At 43.5% G+C, this 20,515-nt stretch carries 19 protein-coding genes, 1 tRNA gene and 1 pseudogene; 3 read left to right on the top strand and 18 right to left on the bottom strand.

Going from position 1 to position 20,515, the window contains the following annotated elements:
- The first annotated feature begins 29 nt into the window (after positions 1-29).
- Positions 30-752 (top strand): DUF481 domain-containing protein, encoded by a 723-nt coding sequence (locus tag VEZ01S_RS15660; RefSeq protein ID WP_052032238.1) that lies wholly within the window; start codon positions 30-32, stop codon positions 750-752.
- A 59-nt stretch (positions 753-811) separates the two neighbouring features.
- Here the strand turns inward: VEZ01S_RS15660 and rplI are convergent, their stop codons facing one another.
- The 7 genes and pseudogenes from rplI to nsrR form a co-directional block, all read right to left on the bottom strand.
- Positions 812-1,264: a 50S ribosomal protein L9 gene (gene rplI / locus VEZ01S_RS15655; protein WP_021715031.1), complete on the bottom strand. Its 453-nt coding sequence runs from the start codon at positions 1,262-1,264 to the stop codon at positions 812-814.
- 33 nt (positions 1,265-1,297) lie between these two features.
- On the bottom strand, positions 1,298-1,525 hold the full coding sequence (rpsR, locus tag VEZ01S_RS15650; protein WP_000090472.1) for a 30S ribosomal protein S18: 228 nt from the start codon (positions 1,523-1,525) through the stop codon (positions 1,298-1,300).
- A gap of 16 nt (positions 1,526-1,541) precedes the next feature.
- On the bottom strand, positions 1,542-1,844 hold the full coding sequence (gene priB, locus VEZ01S_RS15645) for a primosomal replication protein N (RefSeq protein ID WP_021715030.1): 303 nt from the start codon (positions 1,842-1,844) through the stop codon (positions 1,542-1,544).
- Positions 1,845-1,852: 8 nt separating this feature from the next.
- Entirely contained in the window at positions 1,853-2,242 is a 390-nt protein-coding gene (gene rpsF / locus VEZ01S_RS15640) for a 30S ribosomal protein S6 (protein ID WP_021715029.1), read from the bottom strand.
- Positions 2,243-2,593: 351 nt separating this feature from the next.
- A complete protein-coding gene (rlmB, locus tag VEZ01S_RS15635; protein ID WP_021715028.1) occupies positions 2,594-3,331 on the bottom strand; it encodes a 23S rRNA (guanosine(2251)-2'-O)-methyltransferase RlmB in 738 nt (245 codons plus the stop codon).
- Positions 3,332-3,344: 13 nt separating this feature from the next.
- Positions 3,345-5,800: pseudogene (gene rnr / locus VEZ01S_RS15630) on the bottom strand (ribonuclease R).
- Between the two features lie 101 nt (positions 5,801-5,901).
- A complete protein-coding gene (gene nsrR / locus VEZ01S_RS15625; protein WP_021715025.1) occupies positions 5,902-6,327 on the bottom strand; it encodes a nitric oxide-sensing transcriptional repressor NsrR in 426 nt (141 codons plus the stop codon).
- Between the two features lie 109 nt (positions 6,328-6,436).
- Here nsrR and hmpA point away from each other — a divergent pair, with 109 nt between their 5' ends.
- A complete protein-coding gene (hmpA, locus tag VEZ01S_RS15620; protein ID WP_021715024.1) occupies positions 6,437-7,621 on the top strand; it encodes an NO-inducible flavohemoprotein in 1,185 nt (394 codons plus the stop codon).
- A gap of 69 nt (positions 7,622-7,690) precedes the next feature.
- Here hmpA and VEZ01S_RS15615 read toward each other — a convergent pair whose 3' ends face one another.
- From VEZ01S_RS15615 to tsaE, 10 genes are all read right to left on the bottom strand, one after another.
- Positions 7,691-9,004 carry an adenylosuccinate synthase gene (locus VEZ01S_RS15615; protein ID WP_021715023.1) on the bottom strand — a complete coding sequence of 438 codons (1,314 nt, stop codon included), beginning with the start codon at positions 9,002-9,004 and terminating at the stop codon, positions 7,691-7,693.
- A gap of 138 nt (positions 9,005-9,142) precedes the next feature.
- Complete coding sequence (locus VEZ01S_RS15610) at positions 9,143-9,328, bottom strand: DUF2065 domain-containing protein (protein ID WP_040891221.1); 186 nt, start codon at positions 9,326-9,328, stop codon at positions 9,143-9,145.
- 65 nt (positions 9,329-9,393) lie between these two features.
- The gene (gene hflC, locus VEZ01S_RS15605) at positions 9,394-10,374 is read right to left on the bottom strand and encodes a protease modulator HflC (protein WP_021715021.1); all 981 of its coding nucleotides are present in this window, start codon (positions 10,372-10,374) and stop codon (positions 9,394-9,396) included.
- Positions 10,375-10,376: 2 nt separating this feature from the next.
- Positions 10,377-11,573, bottom strand: a complete 1,197-nt coding sequence (gene hflK / locus VEZ01S_RS15600; protein ID WP_021715020.1) for an FtsH protease activity modulator HflK — start codon at positions 11,571-11,573, stop codon at positions 10,377-10,379.
- 45 nt (positions 11,574-11,618) lie between these two features.
- Positions 11,619-12,908 carry a ribosome rescue GTPase HflX gene (gene hflX / locus VEZ01S_RS15595; protein ID WP_021715019.1) on the bottom strand — a complete coding sequence of 430 codons (1,290 nt, stop codon included), beginning with the start codon at positions 12,906-12,908 and terminating at the stop codon, positions 11,619-11,621.
- Between the two features lie 49 nt (positions 12,909-12,957).
- Positions 12,958-13,218, bottom strand: a complete 261-nt coding sequence (gene hfq, locus VEZ01S_RS15590) for an RNA chaperone Hfq (RefSeq protein WP_021715018.1) — start codon at positions 13,216-13,218, stop codon at positions 12,958-12,960.
- A gap of 163 nt (positions 13,219-13,381) precedes the next feature.
- On the bottom strand, positions 13,382-14,314 hold the full coding sequence (gene miaA, locus VEZ01S_RS15585) for a tRNA (adenosine(37)-N6)-dimethylallyltransferase MiaA (protein WP_021715017.1): 933 nt from the start codon (positions 14,312-14,314) through the stop codon (positions 13,382-13,384).
- On the bottom strand, positions 14,307-16,328 hold the full coding sequence (gene mutL, locus VEZ01S_RS15580) for a DNA mismatch repair endonuclease MutL (protein WP_021715016.1): 2,022 nt from the start codon (positions 16,326-16,328) through the stop codon (positions 14,307-14,309). The genes miaA and mutL overlap by 8 nt, the downstream gene beginning before the upstream one ends.
- Entirely contained in the window at positions 16,325-18,022 is a 1,698-nt protein-coding gene (locus VEZ01S_RS15575) for an N-acetylmuramoyl-L-alanine amidase (protein WP_021715015.1), read from the bottom strand. Before VEZ01S_RS15575 ends, mutL begins: the two co-directional genes overlap by 4 nt.
- Entirely contained in the window at positions 18,019-18,483 is a 465-nt protein-coding gene (gene tsaE / locus VEZ01S_RS15570; RefSeq protein WP_021715014.1) for a tRNA (adenosine(37)-N6)-threonylcarbamoyltransferase complex ATPase subunit type 1 TsaE, read from the bottom strand. Before tsaE ends, VEZ01S_RS15575 begins: the two co-directional genes overlap by 4 nt.
- Before the next feature lie 202 nt (positions 18,484-18,685).
- Between tsaE and queG the strand changes: the two genes are divergently transcribed.
- Entirely contained in the window at positions 18,686-19,798 is a 1,113-nt protein-coding gene (gene queG, locus VEZ01S_RS15565) for a tRNA epoxyqueuosine(34) reductase QueG (protein WP_021715013.1), read from the top strand.
- A 558-nt stretch (positions 19,799-20,356) separates the two neighbouring features.
- Here queG and VEZ01S_RS15560 read toward each other — a convergent pair.
- A tRNA-Met gene (locus tag VEZ01S_RS15560) sits at positions 20,357-20,433 on the bottom strand.
- Positions 20,434-20,515 lie beyond the last annotated feature (82 nt).

The raw sequence follows: 20,515 nt of genomic DNA, 5'->3' as shown, positions 1-20,515 counted from the left end.
AAAAATTGCTATTTTGTCTGGGATCACTGCTGTGCTCAGCACCCCAAGCGGAAGAGTTAACTGATGCGGATATCGAAAGCCCTTCCCCTTTTAGCAGTGAAGTCGAATTTGGCTACCAAGCCCACTCTGGAAATTCAGACTCAGAGTCTCTCAATGCACGCCTTAGTGGTGAATACATCAAAAATCGCTATCGTCTTACAGGGGAATGGAAATATTACTTACTGTATAAAGATGGGGCAGAAGACAAGCGCCAATCGACTTACGATCTGCAAGGGGATTATAAACTAGGCCCTAAAAGCTATGCTTATTCGAACTTTAATGGCTATGACTCCAAATACAGTGCCTACTTTACGGATTATACCGTATCAGTCGGTTTAGGTTATCAGCTCACCAATACAAAACATCTGTTAATTGAAGGCGAATTAGGTCCTGGTTATCGATATCAAGAACCGAATTTAGATGAAATAGACGATGACGATATCATAACGAAAGAGACCGTTCAGGAAGCGATTGTACGTGGCAATTTCTCTTTGGTTTGGAAGCCAATTAAATCTCTATCGGTAGGAACCGACCTCACTGTCGTCGCCGGTGAAAGTAATACTAGAACAGACACGGAAATCTCCGTGATTAATGAAATTACCGAAGATATTGCATTAAAGCTGGTGCACAACCGTCAATACCACAACAAAGTACCAGATGGGCTAAGCCATACTGATTCTGTATTTTCCGTTAACTTACTCTTCTTGTTTTAAGGGCATAAAAAAACACCGACCTAAGGCCGGTGTTTTAAAGTCATCATTAGAGTAAAAAATTACTCTGCAGCAACAACTTGTAGTTTCACAGTTGCGAAAACTTCAGAGTGAAGTTGAACGCTTACTTCGAACTCACCAGTGTTACGTAGTGCGCCTTCAGGAAGACGAACTTCGCTCTTAGCAACTTCAACGCCAGCAGCTGTAACAGCGTCAGCGATGTCACGAGTACCGATAGAACCGAATAGTTTGCCTTCGTCACCAGCTTTAGAAGCGATAACAACAGCTTCTAGAGCGTTAACTTTCTCAGCACGAGCTTCAGCAGCTGCTAGTTGCTCAGCAACTTTAGCTTCAAGTTCAGCACGACGTGCTTCAAACATTTCAACGTTTGCTTTAGTAGCCATTACTGCCTTATTTTGAGGAATAAGGTAGTTACGAGCGTAACCAGATTTAACGTTTACAGTGTCGCCAAGTGCACCTAGGTTACCGATTTTATCAAGTAGAATAACTTGCATTATTTAATCCTCTATTCTTAATAAACCGACCGATTACTGATGCTTATCAGTGTACGGAAGTAGTGCTAGGTAGCGAGAACGCTTGATTGCACGAGCTAGTTGACGTTGGTATTTAGCGCTTGTACCAGTGATACGGCTAGGTACAATTTTACCAGCTTCAGTGATGTAGTTTTTAAGAGTTGCTACGTCTTTGTAATCAATCTCTTGTACGCCTTCTGCAGTAAAACGGCAGAATTTACGACGACGGAAGAAACGAGCCATGGGCTATCTCCTGATCTTAAATTTGAGTGATATCTTCGGCATGTAAAACCAATTTTCCCAAACCGTTTCGGCTTGTTTGATAAGCGACAAAGCCACTTACCTTGATTGAACTGCCTTTAACTAGTTCTTGAGTTAATGTGTGTGACCTTTTACCACTCACCACTACTGGCATTCGACAGTAAACCTGTCTCGGAAGCTCGGCTTCCATTACATTTGAGCGATGCTCAAGCCAAAATTGGCAATGTAAAATCCCTGAGGGGCTTCGTGTTCGAATTGGATCTTTAGCAACAATGCCGCTTAAATCCATTCGATTGGTCATACAATCAATTACTCAGCAGATGCTTCTGGCTTAGCTTCAGTACGCTCTTCGCGACGAGGAGCACGCTCTGCACGCTCTTCTTTTTGCTTAAGCATGATTGATTGCTCAGTCACAGCGCCTTTAGTGCGCATGATCATGTTGCGTAGAACTGCATCGTTAAAACGGAAAGCAGTTTCTAGCTCGTCGATCACAGCTTGATCAGCTTCAACGTTCATAAGAACGTAGTGAGCTTTGTGAAGCTTGTTGATTGGGTAAGCCAGTTGACGACGACCCCAGTCTTCTAGACGGTGTACAGTACCGCCAGCTTCGTTGATAGAACCAGTGTAACGCTCGATCATGCCAGCAACTTGCTCGCTTTGATCAGGGTGCACCATGAATACGATTTCGTAATGACGCATGTGTTGCTCCTTACGGATTATTAGCTTCCACGAGTGGCCCGGTCGTCCAGAGGAAGCAAGGAACTAAAGATAAATGACCGAGTTTTAAGGACGGCAAATAGTACAGAAACCGCTCAATAAGATCAAGCAAAAACGCCCTTTCAGACAAAGATAGTTTGTTCGCCTGATTATTCCGTTTGACTTTCACCATTTAAAATTCATAAATCTTTGTATTTAAAGCGGTTATTAATGAATAGCTAAAAGAGGAATTGACCGAATAAAAATAAGGAAAGCACACTAATTCTCTCTTTGTTCATCAAACAAAAATAGGAGCCGAAGCTCCTATTTCATTCAATGCTATTTTGGCAATAATTAGCTTTGACGCTGTCTTACTGCTTCAAACAAACACACGCCAGAAGCAACAGATACGTTTAAGCTAGACACTGAACCTGCCATTGGGATCTTGATTAAGTCATCACAGGTTTCTCTAGTGAGACGACGCATACCATCCCCCTCTGCTCCCATCACAATTGCCAGTGGGCCTGTGAGTTTACTTTGGTAAACATCGTGAGTGGCCTCGCCTGCGGTACCGACAATCCATACATTTTGTTCTTGTAGGTGACGCATCGTACGCGCAAGGTTAGTCACGCGAATCAAAGGCACTGTCTCTGCCGCGCCACAAGCGACTTTACTGACGGTCGCAGTTAATGGTGCAGACTTGTCTTTTGGGACAATCACAGCGGCTACGCCAGCAGCATCAGCATTACGTAGACATGCGCCAAGGTTATGCGGATCAGTCACGCCATCTAAGATAAGCAGTAGTGGATTTTGCTCAGCAGACAAGATGCTATCAAGGTCATTCTCATTCAACGCTTTTGCCGCTTTAACACGACCAATAATGCCCTGATGATTTGCACCTTTTGCTTTGTCATCTAATGCTTTGCGACCCATTTGTTGGATAGAAACACCATAAGATTGCAATAGGTTGATTAAAGGTAACAAACGGTCGTCCTGACGCCCCTTTAAAACAAATACTTCAATAAAACGTACAGGATCTTTTTCCAATACAGCTTTGACTGCATGGATACCATAAATATATTCGTTACTCATTTAATTGCTTCTCTTATTTCTTAGGGCCGCGAGCGGTGTTCTTCTTGCCGCGTGCTTTGTTTTTCTTTGCTTTGTTCGACTTAGGCTTTTTCGGTGCAGGTGCACCGTCTTTACTGCCATCGGGGCGAACCGTTGGTTCTACCTGTGCTTTAGCACGTCGAGAGCGTCTCTTCGCTGATGAGCCTGTTTTCTTTTCATCAAAACGTTTAGCGTCTTCCACTAAACGTTTCTTGGCCGTTTTGCCTTTGCCTCTAGGAGTGCGCTGACTGCCAACCAGTTCAAAATCGATTTGCTTGTCGTTCAAGTTGACGGCTAACACCTTCACTTTCACCGTATCACCAAGGCGATATACTTGCCCTGAACTTTCACCCACTAAACGCTGACTCACCGCATCATGACGATAATAGTCGTTAGCTAATGTTGAAATATGCACTAAGCCGTCAATATGCAGTTCAGTTAAACGCACAAAAAAGCCAAAGCCAGTCACATTCGCAATCACACCATCAAGCTCTTCACCTACGTGGTCTTGCATGTACTCACACTTGAGCCAATCGTTCACATCACGAGTTGCATCATCAGCGCGACGCTCGGTCATAGAACATTGCTCACCAAATACATCCATATCATCAAATGAATAATGATAGCCTCCGGTTGGCGTCCAGCGGTCTGTATTGCGCCCTTCTTGCTTGGCAATGAGATACTTAATTGCACGGTGCAATAGTAAATCAGGATAGCGGCGAATAGGTGAAGTAAAGTGTGCGTAGCGTTTCAGCGCCAAGCCAAAGTGGCCAGCGTTGTCTGGATTATACACAGCTTGTTTCATCGAGCGTAGTAGCATTGTTTGGATAAGCTCTTTATCCGGACGCTGGGCAACCACGTGCATGAGTTCAGCATAGTCTGTTGGTGATGGCTCTAAGCCGCCATTAAGTGTTAAGCCAAGCTCACTGAGGAAGTCTTTAAAACCGACCAAGCGTTGTTCACCTGGAGTTTCATGCACACGATACAAAGCGGGCTCTTTTAGTTTTTCCACCAAAGAAGCCGATGCGATGTTGGCTAAGATCATGCACTCTTCAATCAGTTTGTGCGCATCGTTTCGAACGACAGGTTCAATGCGGTCAATTTTTCTATCGGCGTTGAAGATAAATTTCGTTTCAACCGTTTCAAATTCAATCGCACCTCGACGGTCACGAGACTCCTTAAGAATACGATACATGTTATGCAGTTCTTTCAGGTGCGGAACCAGAGTTTCATAACGCTGATTTAATTCTTCATCACCATTTAGAATATCGTTTACTTTGTTGTAGGTTAAACGAGCGTGGGAGTTCATTACCGCTTCGTAGTGCTTGTAACCAGAAAGCTTGCCGCTTTCAGATACGGTCATCTCACACACCATACACAAGCGATCAACTTGAGGGTTCAATGAACATAACCCATTGGATAGCACTTCAGGTAGCATAGGGACAACCTGAGATGGGAAGTACACGGAGTTACCACGATTAATGGCTTCTTTATCTAATGCTGAATCTGGACGTACGTAGTAACTGACATCCGCAATAGCGACCCATAAACGCCAGCCACCGCTTTTTTCTTTTCACAATAAACAGCATCATCAAAGTCACGCGCATCTTCACCATCAATGGTCACTAATGGTAACTCTCTAAGATCAACACGACCTTTTTTGGCTTCTTCTGGGACTTCTTCTTGTAGCGACGCAATTTGTTTGGTCACTTCTTCTGGCCATTCATTCGGAATTTGATGAGTACGAATGGCGATCTGAGTTTCCATACCCGGTGCTAAGTTTTCACCAAGTACTTCCACTACTTTACCTGTCATGCCACGAGACCGATTGCCGCGATCGGTCACTTCGATCACCACCACATTCCCCATTCGAGCCCCCATTCGATGCTCTTTAGGAATCAAAATATCATGGTGGATTCGTGAGTCATCTGCGACGACATAGGCATGACCAAATTCAAGGAAAAAGCGTCCTACAATTTTCATTGCTCGCTCTTCAAGCACGCGAACTATTCTGGCTTCTTTACGACCACGTTTATCCGTACCTGATTGCTGCGCAAGTACATAGTCACCATGAATGATGTTGCGCATTTGGTGAAATGGCAGCACTAAGTCTTGCTCTTTGCCGATAACACCTTCTGGACGCACCCAGCCATAACCGTCTTTATGACCGATCACATAGCCTTTGATCATCTCAAGTTTATCAGGAAGGGCATAGCATTGACGGCGGGTGAAGACTAACTGACCATCACGCAACATAGCGTTCAATCGGCGACGTAAGCCTTCATATTGATCTTCACCAGCTAACTCAAGTGCGGTGAAGAGATCATTGCGATTCATTGGCACCCCCGCACTCTCTAAAAAGCTTAAAATAAACTCTCTACTCGGTACTGGGTTCTCGTAGTTTTTCGCCTCTCGATCTGCATGGGGGTCAAGAGATTTAGAATCGGTCATGGGCGTGCTCATTAAATAGAAATATTAATTCAAGTATATTCTAGTAATGCCTCACAAGGAAAAAATGCTTTAACAATTAGTAAAATAACTCGTATCTGGGGCTATACCTTGGACAAAAGAATCATTAAATCGGAATTATTATCGACTAAATCATCTAAATAGCATTTATCGAGTTCTGCTAAAAAGGCTTCTTTGGCTTTATGCAGATAGCTTTTTAGGCGACAGGCTGGGGTAATATGGCAAAACTCTGGAGCACAATTGATCACCTTTAAAGGTTCTAGCTCACGAATAACATCACCAATATTGATTTCACTCGCAGGCTGGTTGAGCCGAATGCCACCATTTTTACCGCGAATCGTTTCAATAAAGCCTTTCTGTCCTAGCTTATTCACGATTTTCACCATGTGGTTACGTGAGATGTCAAACACCTCACTCACTTGAGTGATATTGGTCAGCTCATCCTCTTTTAAGGCGGCCAAATAAATCAGTGTGCGGATAGCGTAGTCAGTAAAGCTGGTAATTTGCATAGGGGTACTCCATATCGTCCCCCCAGTGTAATTCTTTTGTTGACTTTAATATACATTTTATACAACACTAAAGATGAATATTAAATACACCTTTAAATGGAAGACTAAGATGTTGCAACAGAAAACGATCGATACCGTTAAAGCCACGGCTCCTCTTCTCGCAGAAACTGGCCCTAAATTAACCGCTCATTTTTATGACCGTATGTTTGCTCACAATCCTGAATTGAAGGATGTATTTAACATGAGTAACCAGCGCAATGGCGATCAGCGAGAAGCACTGTTCAATGCCATTTGTGGTTACGCAGCAAATATCGATAATCTTGGTGCCCTATTGCCTGTTGTGGAAAAAATCGCGCAAAAGCACACCAGCTTCATGATTACAGCTGAGCAATACAATATTGTGGGTGGTCACCTATTAGCAACGATTGATGAACTCTTTTCTCCTGGTCAAGAAGTGCTAGATGCATGGGGTGAAGCCTATGGTGTATTAGCGAACGTCTTCATCCAACGTGAAGAACAGATTTATGTGGATAACGAAAGCCTTACTGGTGGCTGGCGTGGGCTGAGAGATTTCGAAGTTATCGAAAAGAACCAAGAGAGCTCAGTCATCACCAGTTTTGTACTGCAACCCACTGATGGCAAGGCAGTAATGGATTTCAACCCAGGACAATACCTAGGTATTTACATCAATACTGAGAAGTTTGAAAACCAAGAGATTCGTCAATACAGCCTTTCGGCTGCGCCAAATGGGAAAACTTACCGTATCTCAGTAAAACGTGATGGTGAAGGCCGAGTGTCTAACTTCTTACACGATGACCTACAACAAGGTGACATCATTAAAGTCGCGCCACCGGCGGGTGACTTCTTCTTGCAAACGGAATCCGATAAACCTGTGGTACTGGTTTCTGCTGGTGTGGGTCTAACGCCTATGCTATCTATGCTAGAAGCACTGCAAGGTTCTGATAAAGCGGTTACTTGGTTACACGCAGCTGAAAATGGCGAACAACACGCTTTTAAAGATCACGTCACGGAACTGTGTAACAAGCACAGCAATCTACAGCAGTTCACTTGGTACCGCGCGCCACTAGAAAGTGATAAACAAGCAGAAGATTTCCAATTTGAAGGCTTAATTGATCTGTCTAAGCTAAACCAACAACAACTACCAACAGATGCAGAAGTGTATTTCTGTGGCCCTGTTCCTTTCATGCAATTTGCAGCAGAACAGTTGGTTAAACTTGGCTTTGATAAAGACCAGCTTCACTACGAGTGTTTCGGTCCGCATAAAGTGCTTTAATCCATTATACCAATAACAAAAAAACCGGCGAAAGCCGGTTTTTTTTATTTAAGGTCAATCATTTAATGATTAGTTAAATGGGTGAACCTTAATCATAGTCTCGTTACGATCAGGGCCAGTCGAGATGATATCGATAGGCACGCCTGTTAGCTCTTCAATACGCTTGATGTAATCTAGAGCTGCTTGTGGCAATTGCTCAAGAGATGTCGCACCAAATGTGTTTTCAGACCAACCAGGTACGGTTTCGTAGATAGGAGTCGCTTCTTCAAATGCTTCAGCAGCCATTGGAGAAACTTCTAGTACAGAACCGTCTTTCATCTTGTAGCCAGTACAGATTTTTAGCTCTTCAAGACCATCAAGTACGTCTAGTTTAGTTAGACAGAAACCTGAGATTGAGTTGATTTGTACAGCACGACGCATTGCAACAGCATCAAACCAACCAGTACGACGTAGGCGTCCAGTGGTTGCACCAAACTCGTTACCCACTTCACCTAGGTGTTTACCGATAGGATCTTGTTTTTCTAGACCATCGTACAATTCTGTTGGGAATGGACCTGAACCAACACGAGTACAGTAAGCTTTTGCGATACCTAGAATGTAACCGATATGACGTGGACCAAAACCAGAACCAGCGGCTACGCCACCAGCAGTAGTGTTTGAAGAAGTTACGTACGGGTAAGTACCGTGGTCGATGTCTAGAAGAGTACCTTGGGCACCTTCAAACATGATTTTATCACCACGTTTACGAGCAGCATCTAACTCATCAGTCACATCGATAACAAGAGACGTTAGAAGATCAGCATAGCTCATCGCTTGCTCAAGTACTTCTTCGTAGCTTACTGTGTCTGTTTTGTAGAAATGTTCTAATTGGAAATTATGGAATTCCATAATTACTTTTAGTTTCTCAGCGAATGCTGCTTTATCGAATAAGTCGCCAACGCGTAGACCGCGACGAGCCACTTTATCTTCGTATGCTGGACCAATACCACGACCGGTAGTACCGATAGCTTTTTTACCAAGAGCAAGCTCACGAGCTTGGTCAATAGCGATGTGGTAAGGAAGAATTAGCGGACACGCTTCTGAAATGAATAGACGCTCGCGTACTGGAATTCCGCGCTCTTCAAGAGGCTTCATTTCATTTAGAAGGGCTTCCGGAGAAAGTACAACACCGTTACCAATAATGCATTTAACATTATCGCGTAAGATGCCTGATGGAATTAAGTGTAAAACGGTTTTTTCACCGTCAATAACTAGAGTGTGGCCTGCATTGTGACCGCCTTGATAGCGCACCACATACTTTGCATCTTCAGTTAAAAGGTCAACGATTTTACCTTTACCTTCGTCACCCCATTGGGTGCCTAAAACAACTACGTTATTTCCCATCTTTCCGATTCTGATTGCTAGTTAAAAAAGGATTTTAGCATCGAAAAATTAAATTTGCAGTCATTTTTTAAGCACTCTCTATAAAATAATTATGGATTATCAAATTTAGTTAAACTTAAACGCCTAACTTTCTAGCGATTACAACAGCATAAAAGTAATCACCGCTCCTGCTACAACTAGACACCCTCCTAACCTACGCAGTTGATTGTCTGGCTGTTGGCTCATTTGCGACATCATTTTTCGCCATGCGTTAGGCGCTAACAGTGGACCTAAGCCTTCTAAAACCAATACCAAGCCAATGGCTATCCAAATTCCTTGTGACATCACGCCGATTCCTCTTTCAATAAAAAAGGCTCCTAAACAGGAGCCTTTGTAATACTTAATCTAGTTTACTTCTTTGGTGCGCCGTTTGAATCATTCATGAAACGGAAGAAGTCACTCTTAGGATCGAGAACCATGATGTCCCCTTTCTCAGAGAAAGATTTCTCATACGCATGCAATGAACGAACAAAGCTGTAGAACTCAGGATCTTTACTGTAAGTATCAGAATAGATCTTAGCGGCTTTAGCGTCTGCATCACCACGAGTAACACGAGCAGTACGGTCAGCTTCAGCAAGAACGGTTGCCACTTCTAGCTCAGCTTGAGCACGGATAATCTCTGCCTTCTCACGACCTTGAGAACGGTGCTTACGCGCCACTGATTCACGCTCAGCACGCATACGACGGTAGATAGATTCAGAGATTTCATCCGGTAGGTTGATTTTCTTCATTCGGAAATCAACAACGCGAACCCCTAAATCATCCATCGCACTTTGACGAGTATCGTCCAGTACCACAGACATGATCTTGTCACGCTCACCATCAATTTCTACCGCAGCACGTGCTGCTTCTGAAACTGTATCATCTAACTCTGACTCGTCAGGTAGAACGGCAGTGTTACGAGGACCCGATACAATCTGCTTGATTTCACGAGAACCGATTTCAGCACGAAGCACGTCAGTCACTTTACGCTCTAAAAGCGCCTGTGCCGTCAGTGCGTTACCGCCACCTGTTGCTAGGTAGTATTGACCAAAGTCTTCGATACGCCATTTCACGTACGAATCAATGATAACGTCTTTTTTCTCTGACGTTACGAAACGATCAGAACGACCATCCATCGTTTGAATACGTGCGTCTAAACGCTTAACGTTATCAAACAAAGGCATTTTGAAGTGCAGACCTGGCTCGTAGATACGAGAAATATCATTATTATCTTTTAAGATACGACCAAATCGAACAACGATACCGCGCTCACCTTCAGGGACCACAAATACCGACATTAGCATCAGTGCTAGTGCAACCACCAATACTGGGATCATTAACTTACGCATTCCTAGTATCTCCCTTCACGAGTAGTCGTTGTTGTACGAGAATTAGTCGCTGGTGCCGTTGTTTTCGCTTTATCGGCATCTAACTCGATCTTATCGTAGGTTGATGATGACTTGCTCGAACGTTTAGTTGCTGAACTTTCTTGACCAGCCAATTTATCAATCGGTAGGTAAAGTAGGTTGCCACTAGAATCAGAGTCAATCAGCACTTTTGATGTATTCGAGTACACTTCTTCCATTGTATCTAAATACATACGATTACGAGTCACTTCTGGCGCAGCCTGATATTCAGGAAGTAGTTTCTCAAACTGAGCCACTTGACCGTATGCTTCGTTTACCACACGTTCGCTGTAACCAAGCGCTTCTTTCTTCAAACGCTCTGCACGACCAGTTGCTTTAGGCAAAATTTCGTTCTTGTAAGCTTCAGCTTCACGAATGAAACGCTCTTCATCCTCACGCGCCGCAATAGCATCATCAAATGAATCTTTAACTTGCTCTGGTGGACGTGCTGACTGGAAGTTCACATCAACAATCTGAATGCCCATATCATAGTTATCAATAATGCTGTTTAGCGTTTCTTGAGTACTTTGACGAATTTGTTGACGACCACTGGTCAAAATACTGTCCATCAATGAGTCACCAATTACCGCACGCAGTGCAGAATCAGTTGCTTGACGTAAGCTGTCATCAGCATTCGTCACACGGAACAAGTATTTGTATGGGTCTGATACTCGGTATTGAACACCCATACCAACCGTTACTACGTTTTCATCTTTCGTTAGCATCAAGCCAGAAGCTTGTAGTGCACGAATCGCTTCAACGTTAACGGTGGTCACTTCATCAATAAAGCGTGGACGCCAGTTTAGACCAGGATCAACGATGCGGTCGTATTTACCTAAACGAAGCACTACGCCTCGCTCTGCTTCGCCAACGGTATAGAAACCAGAGCCAAACCAAACCACAGCCGCGACTAGTGCAATCAGTCCAAAACCAACTGCACCGCCACCAGTGGAAGATGAACCTCCACCGCGTTTACCAAATTTACCACCCAGCTTTTGACTCAGTTTATTAAACACTTCATCTAAATCTGGTGGTCCTTGATTGCGACCACCGGATTGCTGCTTGCCACGATCATTATTACCCCAAGGGTCATTATCGCGGCCATTATTTCCATTGTTATTTCCAGGCTCGTTCCACGCCATTAGAAATCTCCATCACTAGATATGACGTTATAAAGTAACAGTCTTTTAGCTGACTATAAAGTCATCCAACTGCGCTTCTTCTCTCTTTTGCAATCTAGCCCAATCGGCTTGTTGCATACGAATGTCGATCAATAGGTTGCCTTCCGAATCATATGCCTCTTGTCGAATAGATTTCATATTGAAAAATACACTGCGTAAACGCCCTTGATATAAAGGCGGAATACTCAGGCTATATTCGACCATTTGACTGGCTAAACGTTCAGTCAATGCTTGAAACAGTAGGTCTAACCCCAAGCCTTCCATCGCGGAAACCCATACCGTAGTCGGTATACCCTCTTCGTTATATTCAATACGAGGAGATTGCTGTTCCATGTTGTCTATTTTGTTCATCACAAGCAAAACAGGGATTTCATGCGCATCGATCTCTTCTAAGACGATATCGACAGCTTGGGTATTCTCTCTGAAACGCTCGTCGCTGGCATCTATAACATGTAACAAAATGTCAGCTTCTTGAGTTTCTTGCAAAGTGGCTTTGAAAGCCGCGACTAAATCATGCGGAAGATGGCGAATAAATCCGACCGTATCCGCTAAAATCGCCAAACCCACATCTTCCAATTCTATTTTACGTAGAGTCGGGTCCAAAGTAGCAAATAGCTGATCAGCAGCATAAACGCTGGCTTCGGTAATTCGGTTAAACAGAGTGGATTTGCCCGCATTGGTATATCCTACCAAAGAGACCGTTGGAATTTCGGCACGCTTTCTCGCTCTGCGACCTTGCTCTCGTTGCTTCGCTACCTTTTCTAAACGACGTAGGATGGCTTTGATTCTATCTCGGAGTAAACGTCGGTCAGTTTCAAGCTGGGTTTCACCCGGCCCTCTTAAGCCAATACCGCCCTTTTGTCTCTCTAAGTGAGTCCAACCACGAATTAATCGAGTGGAAAGATGACGCAATTGTGCCAATTCAACTTGCAACTTACCCTCATGGGTTCTGGCTCGTTGAGCAAAAATGTCCAAGATCAAACCAGTGCGGTCTAATACACGACATTTACACAATTGTTCGAGATTTCGTTCCTGAGCAGGAGAAAGAGAATGGTTGAAGATAATGATCTCGGCATCAAGTAGCTGAACTAGATCAGCAATTTCCTGAGCCTTACCTTCGCCCACATAATATTTAGCGTGAGGAGCTTGGCGACTGCCTGTTACTGTTTGCAGGTTGTTAACTCCTGCAGAAGACACCAACATTTCAAATTCGGCTAAGTCTTCCCACTCCCCTTCTTGTGTAAAGTTTATATGAACAAGTATCGCCTGTTCACCTGATTCATACCGGTCAAACAAGCGATAAGCTCCTTACACAACTTTCTTGATAATTAAGTAACGTATTCAATTAGTCTTCTGATTTCTCTTGAGTGCGATCTGCACGTTCATTACCACTGTGATGAGCTACTGCACGAGCAGGAACTACTGTCGAAATAGCATGCTTGTATACCATTTGGTTAACGGTATTTTTAAGAAGGATCACAAATTGATCAAAAGACTCAATTTGACCCTGAAGCTTAATGCCATTGACAAGATAAATAGAAACCGGCACTCGCTCACGACGCAGTGCGTTTAAAAACGGGTCTTGTAAAGATTGCCCCTTTGCCATTGTTATTTTCCTTATTAGTATGTTGTTGTAATTATTTAGCAAGTGACAGTAGAAAAATTGTACTGCTTGCGCATCCTAGCTAAACCATACAATACCTCAAAAATTACTACATTCCATGTAGAGGTATTGTTTATGCAAAACGATCATATTATACACAGCAAATTCAATTAGATGCTATGACATTTGCGATAGTTTCTACTCCTTGATCGATATTTAAACTATCAAGCCAAGTTAAGTCATCCCAACTGCGAAGCCAAGTAATTTGGCGTTTGGCTAGCTGTCTAGTCGCACATACCCCTTTAAATATCGCTTCATCAAAACTGTATTCACCTTCAAGGTATCCCCACATTTGACGATAGCCTACGCAACGAATTGCCGGTAGATCTGGATGCAAATCAGTACGTTGATGCAAGGCTCTCACTTCATCTTCAAACCCAGCTTTCACCATGTTCTCATAACGAAGCTCGATTCTACGGTGTAACTCCGAGCGCTCTTGAGGGGCTATTGCAAACTGCTTCACATTGTATGGAATCGGCTCGCCTTTTTGTTGAGTGAGCTCAGTTAAAGACTTTCCGGTAATTCGATACACTTCTAATGCTCGAGACAAACGTTGTGGATCATTTGGATGAATACGCTCTGCCGATACAGGATCAATCTCTTTGAGTTCATCGTGCAGGGCTTGCCAACCTTTCTCTTGCGCTTGCTGCTCTATTTGGGCGCGAATGGCTTGATCGGCAGCTGGCAATGGTGAAAGCCCTTCTAGTAGAGCTTTGTAATACAACATAGTTCCACCAACCAACATAGGAATTTTGCCTTGTGCGGTGATTTCTTGCATTAGCTGTAAAGCATCGCGACGAAAATCCGCCGCAGAATACGCCTGTGAAGGGTCGATGATATCAATCAAACGATGTGGTGCGGCTGCTTGCTCTTCGGCGGTAGGTTTTGCTGTGCCGATATCCATTCCTTTATAAACAAGGGCTGAATCGACACTGATTAGCTCAATAGGAAAGCGACGGCGTAAACGGATCGCCAATTCAGTTTTCCCTGAAGCCGTTGGGCCCATTAAAAATATAGCCAAAGGCAATTTATCATTCATGTAATAGCGCTTTAATTGGCGTGGAAAAATCCACTAATTGAATAAGTTGAGTATCTTGTAAGTCTAGACCTTGCATTGATGCGCCTTCTAGATCAGACAATAACTGCACAGCTTCAGATAAAGTGTAGACCTTATTTTGCTCTGCCACTTGAGAAGCAAGCCATAGGCTTAACTGTTCAAACGACATGGATTGGTCACTGCTTAACTGAGTCAGTAATTGAGAAAAAAGTTGCTGTAAATTGTGTTGTCTTAGCGGTTGAGGAACCGCCATGATCATCACTTTTGATCCGGCCTTAAACATCAGCTGAATGGCAAAGCGTTGTAGTATTGGTTGCATCTGTTTTAACTGCTCAATATCTTCACTGCTGACTTTTAATGCCAGCGGTATCAATAATGGCTGTTTTACCAATTGTCTTTGTTCCACAGACAACTGAGCGCGCAGTTTTAAAATTTCAGCTCTTGCCAATGACAACAAGGCACAGCCTGCATTGGTATTAATGAGTAAGTAGCGTTCGTTGACAACCGTTAACGCCTTGCCAAGTTGTGTCACCGATTTAGGCAGTGCAAGGCTAGCAGTGCCGACAGTGTTCGACTCACTTGCCACCTTTGATGGTGCAATACTGGCACTTTGAGTGACGCTTTGCGTCGCTAAATCAGATTGAGATGAGTCGGCTTTATCTACCGTCATCAACTGCTGATAGACTCTGACCTCTCTTTCAGTGACCTGCGATTTTTCAGGTCGCGGAGCGCTTCTCTTAGTCGCACTCTGCCCATTCGATCCTGCATTGTAACTGGAGCTTGAAGCAGAATCAGCACCCCGGCCCGAACCAGAATTTGGTTGCGGTGCTTTATTTGGATAAGCCGGAGACTGCTGTATCGCTTGCGCTTCATTTTGTGAAAGGCTGGCTTCTGTATTAGCAAACGTAGCGCTACTAGCAACAGTATCATCGCTGTCCGCAACCGGATGAGGAGTAGCATAAGCGCTCTCACGTCTTTCTTGTGAAATGAGCTGCTGTGATTGAGCTAATGCATCCACTAAAGCTTGGTAGATAAAATCATGTACCACTCGCCCTTGATGAAAACGCACTTCGTGCTTAGCCGGATGTACATTCACATCCACCTGATACGCGTCTATCTCGATAAACAGCACATAAGCAGCATATTGATCGGGTCTTAAAGTATGCTCGTAGCTTTGACGAATAGCATGGTTGATTAACTTATCACGCATCATACGTCCATTGACGTAACAATATTGCAAGTCACCTTGTGAGCGAGCCGCCAATGGCGTAGTTATCCAACCATACAGTTTTAAATCTTGGTGCTGCAGTTCCACTTTAAGCATGTTATCGGCAAAGTTCTTGCCGCACACTGACTGCACGCGTTGTTCTATTTGACGGTCGGTTTTTGCCGCGCGGTATTGCTTAACCAGCTTGCCATTATGTCGAAGATTAATCGTAACGTGAAAGCAGCTTAACGCGATTCGCTTCAATAGCTCTTCAATGTGGGTAAATTCTGTTTTTTCGGTGCGTAAGAATTTGCGCCTGGCCGGGGTATTAAAAAACAAATCTAACACTTCAACCGACGTGCCAATAGGGTGCGCGGTTGGTTGCAGTTTGACCTGCATATCACGCCCTTCAGAATAGGCAGACCAAGCTTGTTCTTGCGTTGCTGTGCGTGAAGTTAACGTTAAGCGAGATACCGAACTAATACTGGCGAGCGCTTCCCCGCGAAACCCTAAGCTCATGATCGCTTCAAGATCATCTAGGCTGGTGATCTTTGAGGTGGCATGTCGGCTCAAAGCCAATTGCAGTTCATCTTTAATGATGCCCTTGCCATTGTCTCGAATGCGAATCAGCTTACTGCCGCCTTTCTCGATATCAATATCAATCCGAGTGGCTCCAGCATCTATGCTGTTTTCGACTAACTCTTTCACCACAGAAGCGGGTCTTTCAACCACCTCTCCTGCGGCTATTTGGTTTGCCAGTCGTGCTGGCAGGATTTTGATTTCACTCATCGGTTTGGAATAATCAGCACTTGCCCAATAGCAAGCTCATCAGAGCGGAGTTTGTTAGCACTGCGAATGCTACTGACCGATACACCGTATTTAGAGGCAATCTTACCTAAGAACTCGCCTCGCTGAACTTTATGCTTACGTATCGGAGCATCTTTCACTGCGACAGTTATTCTCAGTTTTTGTCCAACATGCACTTTACTGGATTTGAGGTTATTCTCACGCTGAATAGCAGCCACAGAGACCTTGTACTGGTTGGCAATTTTACCAAGGTATTCTCCAGCCTTCACCACATGCGTAATAGATTTGGTTTCCACTGTATTAAGTTTGCTGACTGGCACTGCGGCTCTTGACGCTGTGGCGCCTGGAATAGTCAATCTTTGTCCGACTTTCACGGTGTCACTTTTCAGCTTATTGGCGGCCTTAATCGCGCTAACAGACACGTTATGGTTGGCCGCAATTTTAGAGAGGAAATCGCCACGCTGAACCACATACACACCATGGTGATGAGGAACAGATTTATCAAAAGTAGTTCCCTCTGGTGGATTTTCTTTTAAGTAAGTCACAACAGCGCGAGTTATCGAACCAGCCAACTTATCTTGGTAAGAACGCTGGAACAGTAACTTCTCTTCCGTTGGGTTTGAAATAAAGCCCGTTTCAACCAACACCGATGGAATTTGTGGAGAACGCAATACCGCTAAACTCGCTTCACTCGGTTTGTCTTTGTGTAATCGAGCAACCTTTTTCAACTCGCCTAAAATCTCTGTTGCCAACTTCTCACCTTCACGTTTAGAGTGAGTAAATTGTAAGTCCAACAGAGTTTGGTTTACGTTCTTGTCCGAACGAGTCACCGTTGAGGTGCCTCCTAGCTTTCGTGACTGGCGTTCTTGGTTTTCCACCCAACGTGAAATTTCTGTATTTCTACGGCGATCATTTAAGAAGAATACCGATGCCCCTCTTGGACGTGGCGACGTAAAAGCATCCGCATGGATAGAAATGAATAAATGAGCCTTGTATTTATCTGCAATCGCAACACGCTGATCAAGAGGAACGTAGTAGTTACCTGTACGAGTCAACTTCGTTCTGATTCCAGGAATGGCATTCAGTTGCGCCGCAAGTTTCTTAGCGATGCTTAAAGTTACGTGTTTTTCGTATTTTTTACTCGGCCCAATAGAGCCAGGGTCTTTACCACCATGCCCAGGATCGATGGCAATCAACACCTCTTTTCGATGAGGTACATTGCTCTTTATTGCAACTACTGGCTTCGTTTTCGCCGTTGACTGTGAAGCCGATGATGACTGACCAAAAGGAATATCAACCACTAACCGATGTCCAGAGCCGTTACCAGGCTTTAACTTGAAAACATTCGGAGAAGCTTTACCTTTGAGCTCGAAAACAAGACGTACTGTACTTTTATTCGGTGGAGAACTGGCTCGCACCTTACTCAGAATAGGGCTTTTTGTGACGGATTTAGGCAACTTAGCACGGTTGGTTGCATTTTTAATATCCACAACGATGCGTTCAGGGCTGTCTAAGGTAAAGAAACTGTAATCGGCCACTTTAGTAAGGTCGATCACAGCTCTTGTGTCCTTGTGCGTTGTTGAGATACGAATATTCTTAATTTCATTGGCTTGCACGCTAGCAAACAAAGAAGAAATTAAAAGTAACGTAAGCGCCCATACTGAATTCTTAATCAATTTAGCTCCAGCTTTTTCATCAGTGTTAATCCGTTTTCACTGTTTGCAGTCACAGTCGCGACTCGCCCTGTGCCTTGATAACGAATATCAAGCTCTAGATCGGCTTTAGGCAGCAGACCTTCTCCTTTCTCCGGCCATTCGACCAAACAGATTGCGTCAGGAGTAAAATAATCGCGTATCCCCATAAACTCTAGCTCTTCTGGGTCCGCTAGGCGATAAAGATCGAAGTGATACACTTGCCACTGCGCCAAGTCGTACGGCTCAACCAAAGTATATGTTGGACTTTTTACATTCCCTTTATGGCCCATAGACTGAATGAATCCACGACTGAACGTTGTTTTTCCAGCCCCAAGGTCACCATGTAGATAAATGGTTGTCTGCTCAGAGCATAGAGCAGAAAGTTTTGCCCCAAGTTTGACGGTGTCGTGCTCATCTTGAAGAGAGAAATGCTTCTGGGTCATATAAAGGTTCGTCTTCGTTTGATTATATAAGTCATGCTCTAATTATCTCTACTGAGCGCGTTTTGTCGAGCAAACCCGACCCTTTGAGAGACGATGAACAAATAAATTTCACTTATAAGCTTATAGGAAACACTCTCGATGTTACCTGTTCGCTCTTTTATTCGCTAAAATAGCCTCATCTTTCCTTCAACTGATGTCACCAATGAACCTTCACCACCTAGCAGAACAAATCAAAATATGGGGTAAAGAGCTCGGCTTCCAAAAAGTCGGAATTAGCGATCTTGATCTGTCTGACAGTGAAGAAGAGCTACATCATTGGCTAGGGAAAGGATACAACGGCAATATGGAATGGTTGGAGCGCAATATAGATAAACGCTTATACCCCGATCGATTGCATCCTGGCACGCTACGAATCATTAGTGTGCGATTGGACTACCTTCCTCCTGAAGCTCGCTTTGCTAGCAATCTCAGTGATTCTACAGAGGCTTACATCAGTCGCTACGCACTAGGTCGAGATTATCACAAGCTAATGAGAAATAAACTAAAGAAGTTAGCCCAGAAAATTGAACAAGAAGTGGGCGAGCTTAACTATCGTCCCTTTGTCGATTCAGCTCCTGTGCTCGAACGTCCATTAGCAGAAAAAGCCGGACTAGGTTGGACAGGTAAACACTCCTTAATATTGAACGATGATACTGGGTCTTGGTTTTTTCTTGGGGAATTGATGATTGGTTTACCTCTGCCTATTGATGAGCCTGTAGAAAACCAATGTGGTAAATGCCGTTCTTGCATGACCAGTTGTCCAACCGATGCCATTGTTGAGGAAGGAACTGTAGACGCACGAAGATGTATCTCGTATTTAACCATTGAATATGACGGTATTATCGACAAAGAATTAGCTGACGCGATGGGAAATAGAATCTATGGCTGCGATGACTGTCAATTAGTTTGTCCATTCAATCGTTTTGCTAGCATTACTGAGCAAAGCGATTTTCATCGTCGAGAAAGTATCGAGAATAGTAATCTACTCTCTTTATTCGCATGGAGCGAAGCTGAGTTCTTAAAAAACTTTGAAGGGTCTGCTATTCGTCGGATCGGCTATCTACAATGGTTGAGAAACTTATCTATTGCTATCGGAAATAGTCATTATTCTGTCGATGCCATAAGCGCATTAGAAAATAGACTTGGAATGGGTGAAGTACTCGATCATCATATCCACTACGCCATTGAACGACTCAACTCGCAAAGTGACTGTACGTCAAAGAAACAACAGCGACTGATTAGAATAGTACAAAAAGGGCTACCACGAGACGCTTAACATTATGAGGTTTTAGGTATGAGATATTGAAGAACGAATACCCTTCAGAACAAATCCCCATAAACCTGTCGAAATACTCCTTAATACACACCGTCAGAGTTAAACTTAGCGGAATCTTATCACTCAGCTCGTAATGTGGAAAAAGAAAATAAAGCAAGGCTCGTTTCAGCTGTGCCTAAAGTTAAACACAGACACGAAATATGATAAAGATCAAATAAATTAGCTTTGAAGATCGAATTAATATATTTACCAAATCGACATTAACTGCACTTTGTTTATTTAATTCAGTTACTTAGGTGTTATTTGTATCTTTGGTAAGCCATGATTTCTATATTAGATCTTGACAAAGGATCTTTAAAAACGTCTACGTAATATTTTTATCAACCAAGTTATCCACAGATTGGTTTTTGTGGATAAGTCTGTGTGTTAATTCTTAATTGAATGTGATAAACACTGTAAATACTAACGTTTTATAAGGAAGTAACAACAAGGAAGGCTAACGTAGTGTTATAGAGCAGGTATAGACCTTAAATTACACATGGTTTTAAGTGTCTAAATTGGTTGCGGGGGCTGGATTTGAACCAACGACCTTCGGGTTATGAGCCCGACGAGCTACCAAGCTGCTCCACCCCGCGTCCGTATTGTATTACCGTTAAAGTACGATAAAGACTATATCTCTACTCAATTATTTTAAAAGATAAGGAGAAGAGGGAATTT

Source organism: Vibrio ezurae NBRC 102218 (assembly GCF_000467185.1).
Classification (GTDB): domain Bacteria; phylum Pseudomonadota; class Gammaproteobacteria; order Enterobacterales; family Vibrionaceae; genus Vibrio; species Vibrio ezurae.
The sequence above is the reverse complement of the archived record's forward strand: the minus strand, read 5'-3'. Positions and strand labels throughout refer to the sequence as shown.

Bases quoted from the DNA above. Each gene is read 5' to 3' on its own strand.
- priB (WP_021715030.1), bottom strand. From the start codon at position 1,844: ATGACCAATCGAATGGATTTAAGCGGCATTGTTGCTAAAGATCCAATT.
- miaA (WP_021715017.1), bottom strand. From the start codon at position 14,314: ATGAATGATAAATTGCCTTTGGCTATATTTTTAATGGGCCCAACGGCT.
- VEZ01S_RS15615 (WP_021715023.1), bottom strand. From the start codon at position 9,004: ATGGGAAATAACGTAGTTGTTTTAGGCACCCAATGGGGTGACGAAGGT.
- queG (WP_021715013.1), top strand. From the start codon at position 18,686: ATGAACCTTCACCACCTAGCAGAACAAATCAAAATATGGGGTAAAGAG.
- hflK (WP_021715020.1), bottom strand. From the start codon at position 11,573: ATGGCGTGGAACGAGCCTGGAAATAACAATGGAAATAATGGCCGCGAT.
- VEZ01S_RS15610 (WP_040891221.1), bottom strand. From the start codon at position 9,328: ATGTCACAAGGAATTTGGATAGCCATTGGCTTGGTATTGGTTTTAGAA.
- nsrR (WP_021715025.1), bottom strand. From the start codon at position 6,327: ATGCAAATTACCAGCTTTACTGACTACGCTATCCGCACACTGATTTAT.
- hmpA (WP_021715024.1), top strand. From the start codon at position 6,437: ATGTTGCAACAGAAAACGATCGATACCGTTAAAGCCACGGCTCCTCTT.
- hfq (WP_021715018.1), bottom strand. From the start codon at position 13,218: ATGGCAAAGGGGCAATCTTTACAAGACCCGTTTTTAAACGCACTGCGT.
- rplI (WP_021715031.1), bottom strand. From the start codon at position 1,264: ATGCAAGTTATTCTACTTGATAAAATCGGTAACCTAGGTGCACTTGGC.
- mutL (WP_021715016.1), bottom strand. From the start codon at position 16,328: ATGAGTGAAATCAAAATCCTGCCAGCACGACTGGCAAACCAAATAGCC.
- rpsF (WP_021715029.1), bottom strand. From the start codon at position 2,242: ATGCGTCATTACGAAATCGTATTCATGGTGCACCCTGATCAAAGCGAG.
- rpsR (WP_000090472.1), bottom strand. From the start codon at position 1,525: ATGGCTCGTTTCTTCCGTCGTCGTAAATTCTGCCGTTTTACTGCAGAA.
- hflC (WP_021715021.1), bottom strand. From the start codon at position 10,374: ATGCGTAAGTTAATGATCCCAGTATTGGTGGTTGCACTAGCACTGATG.
- tsaE (WP_021715014.1), bottom strand. From the start codon at position 18,483: ATGACCCAGAAGCATTTCTCTCTTCAAGATGAGCACGACACCGTCAAA.
- rlmB (WP_021715028.1), bottom strand. From the start codon at position 3,331: ATGAGTAACGAATATATTTATGGTATCCATGCAGTCAAAGCTGTATTG.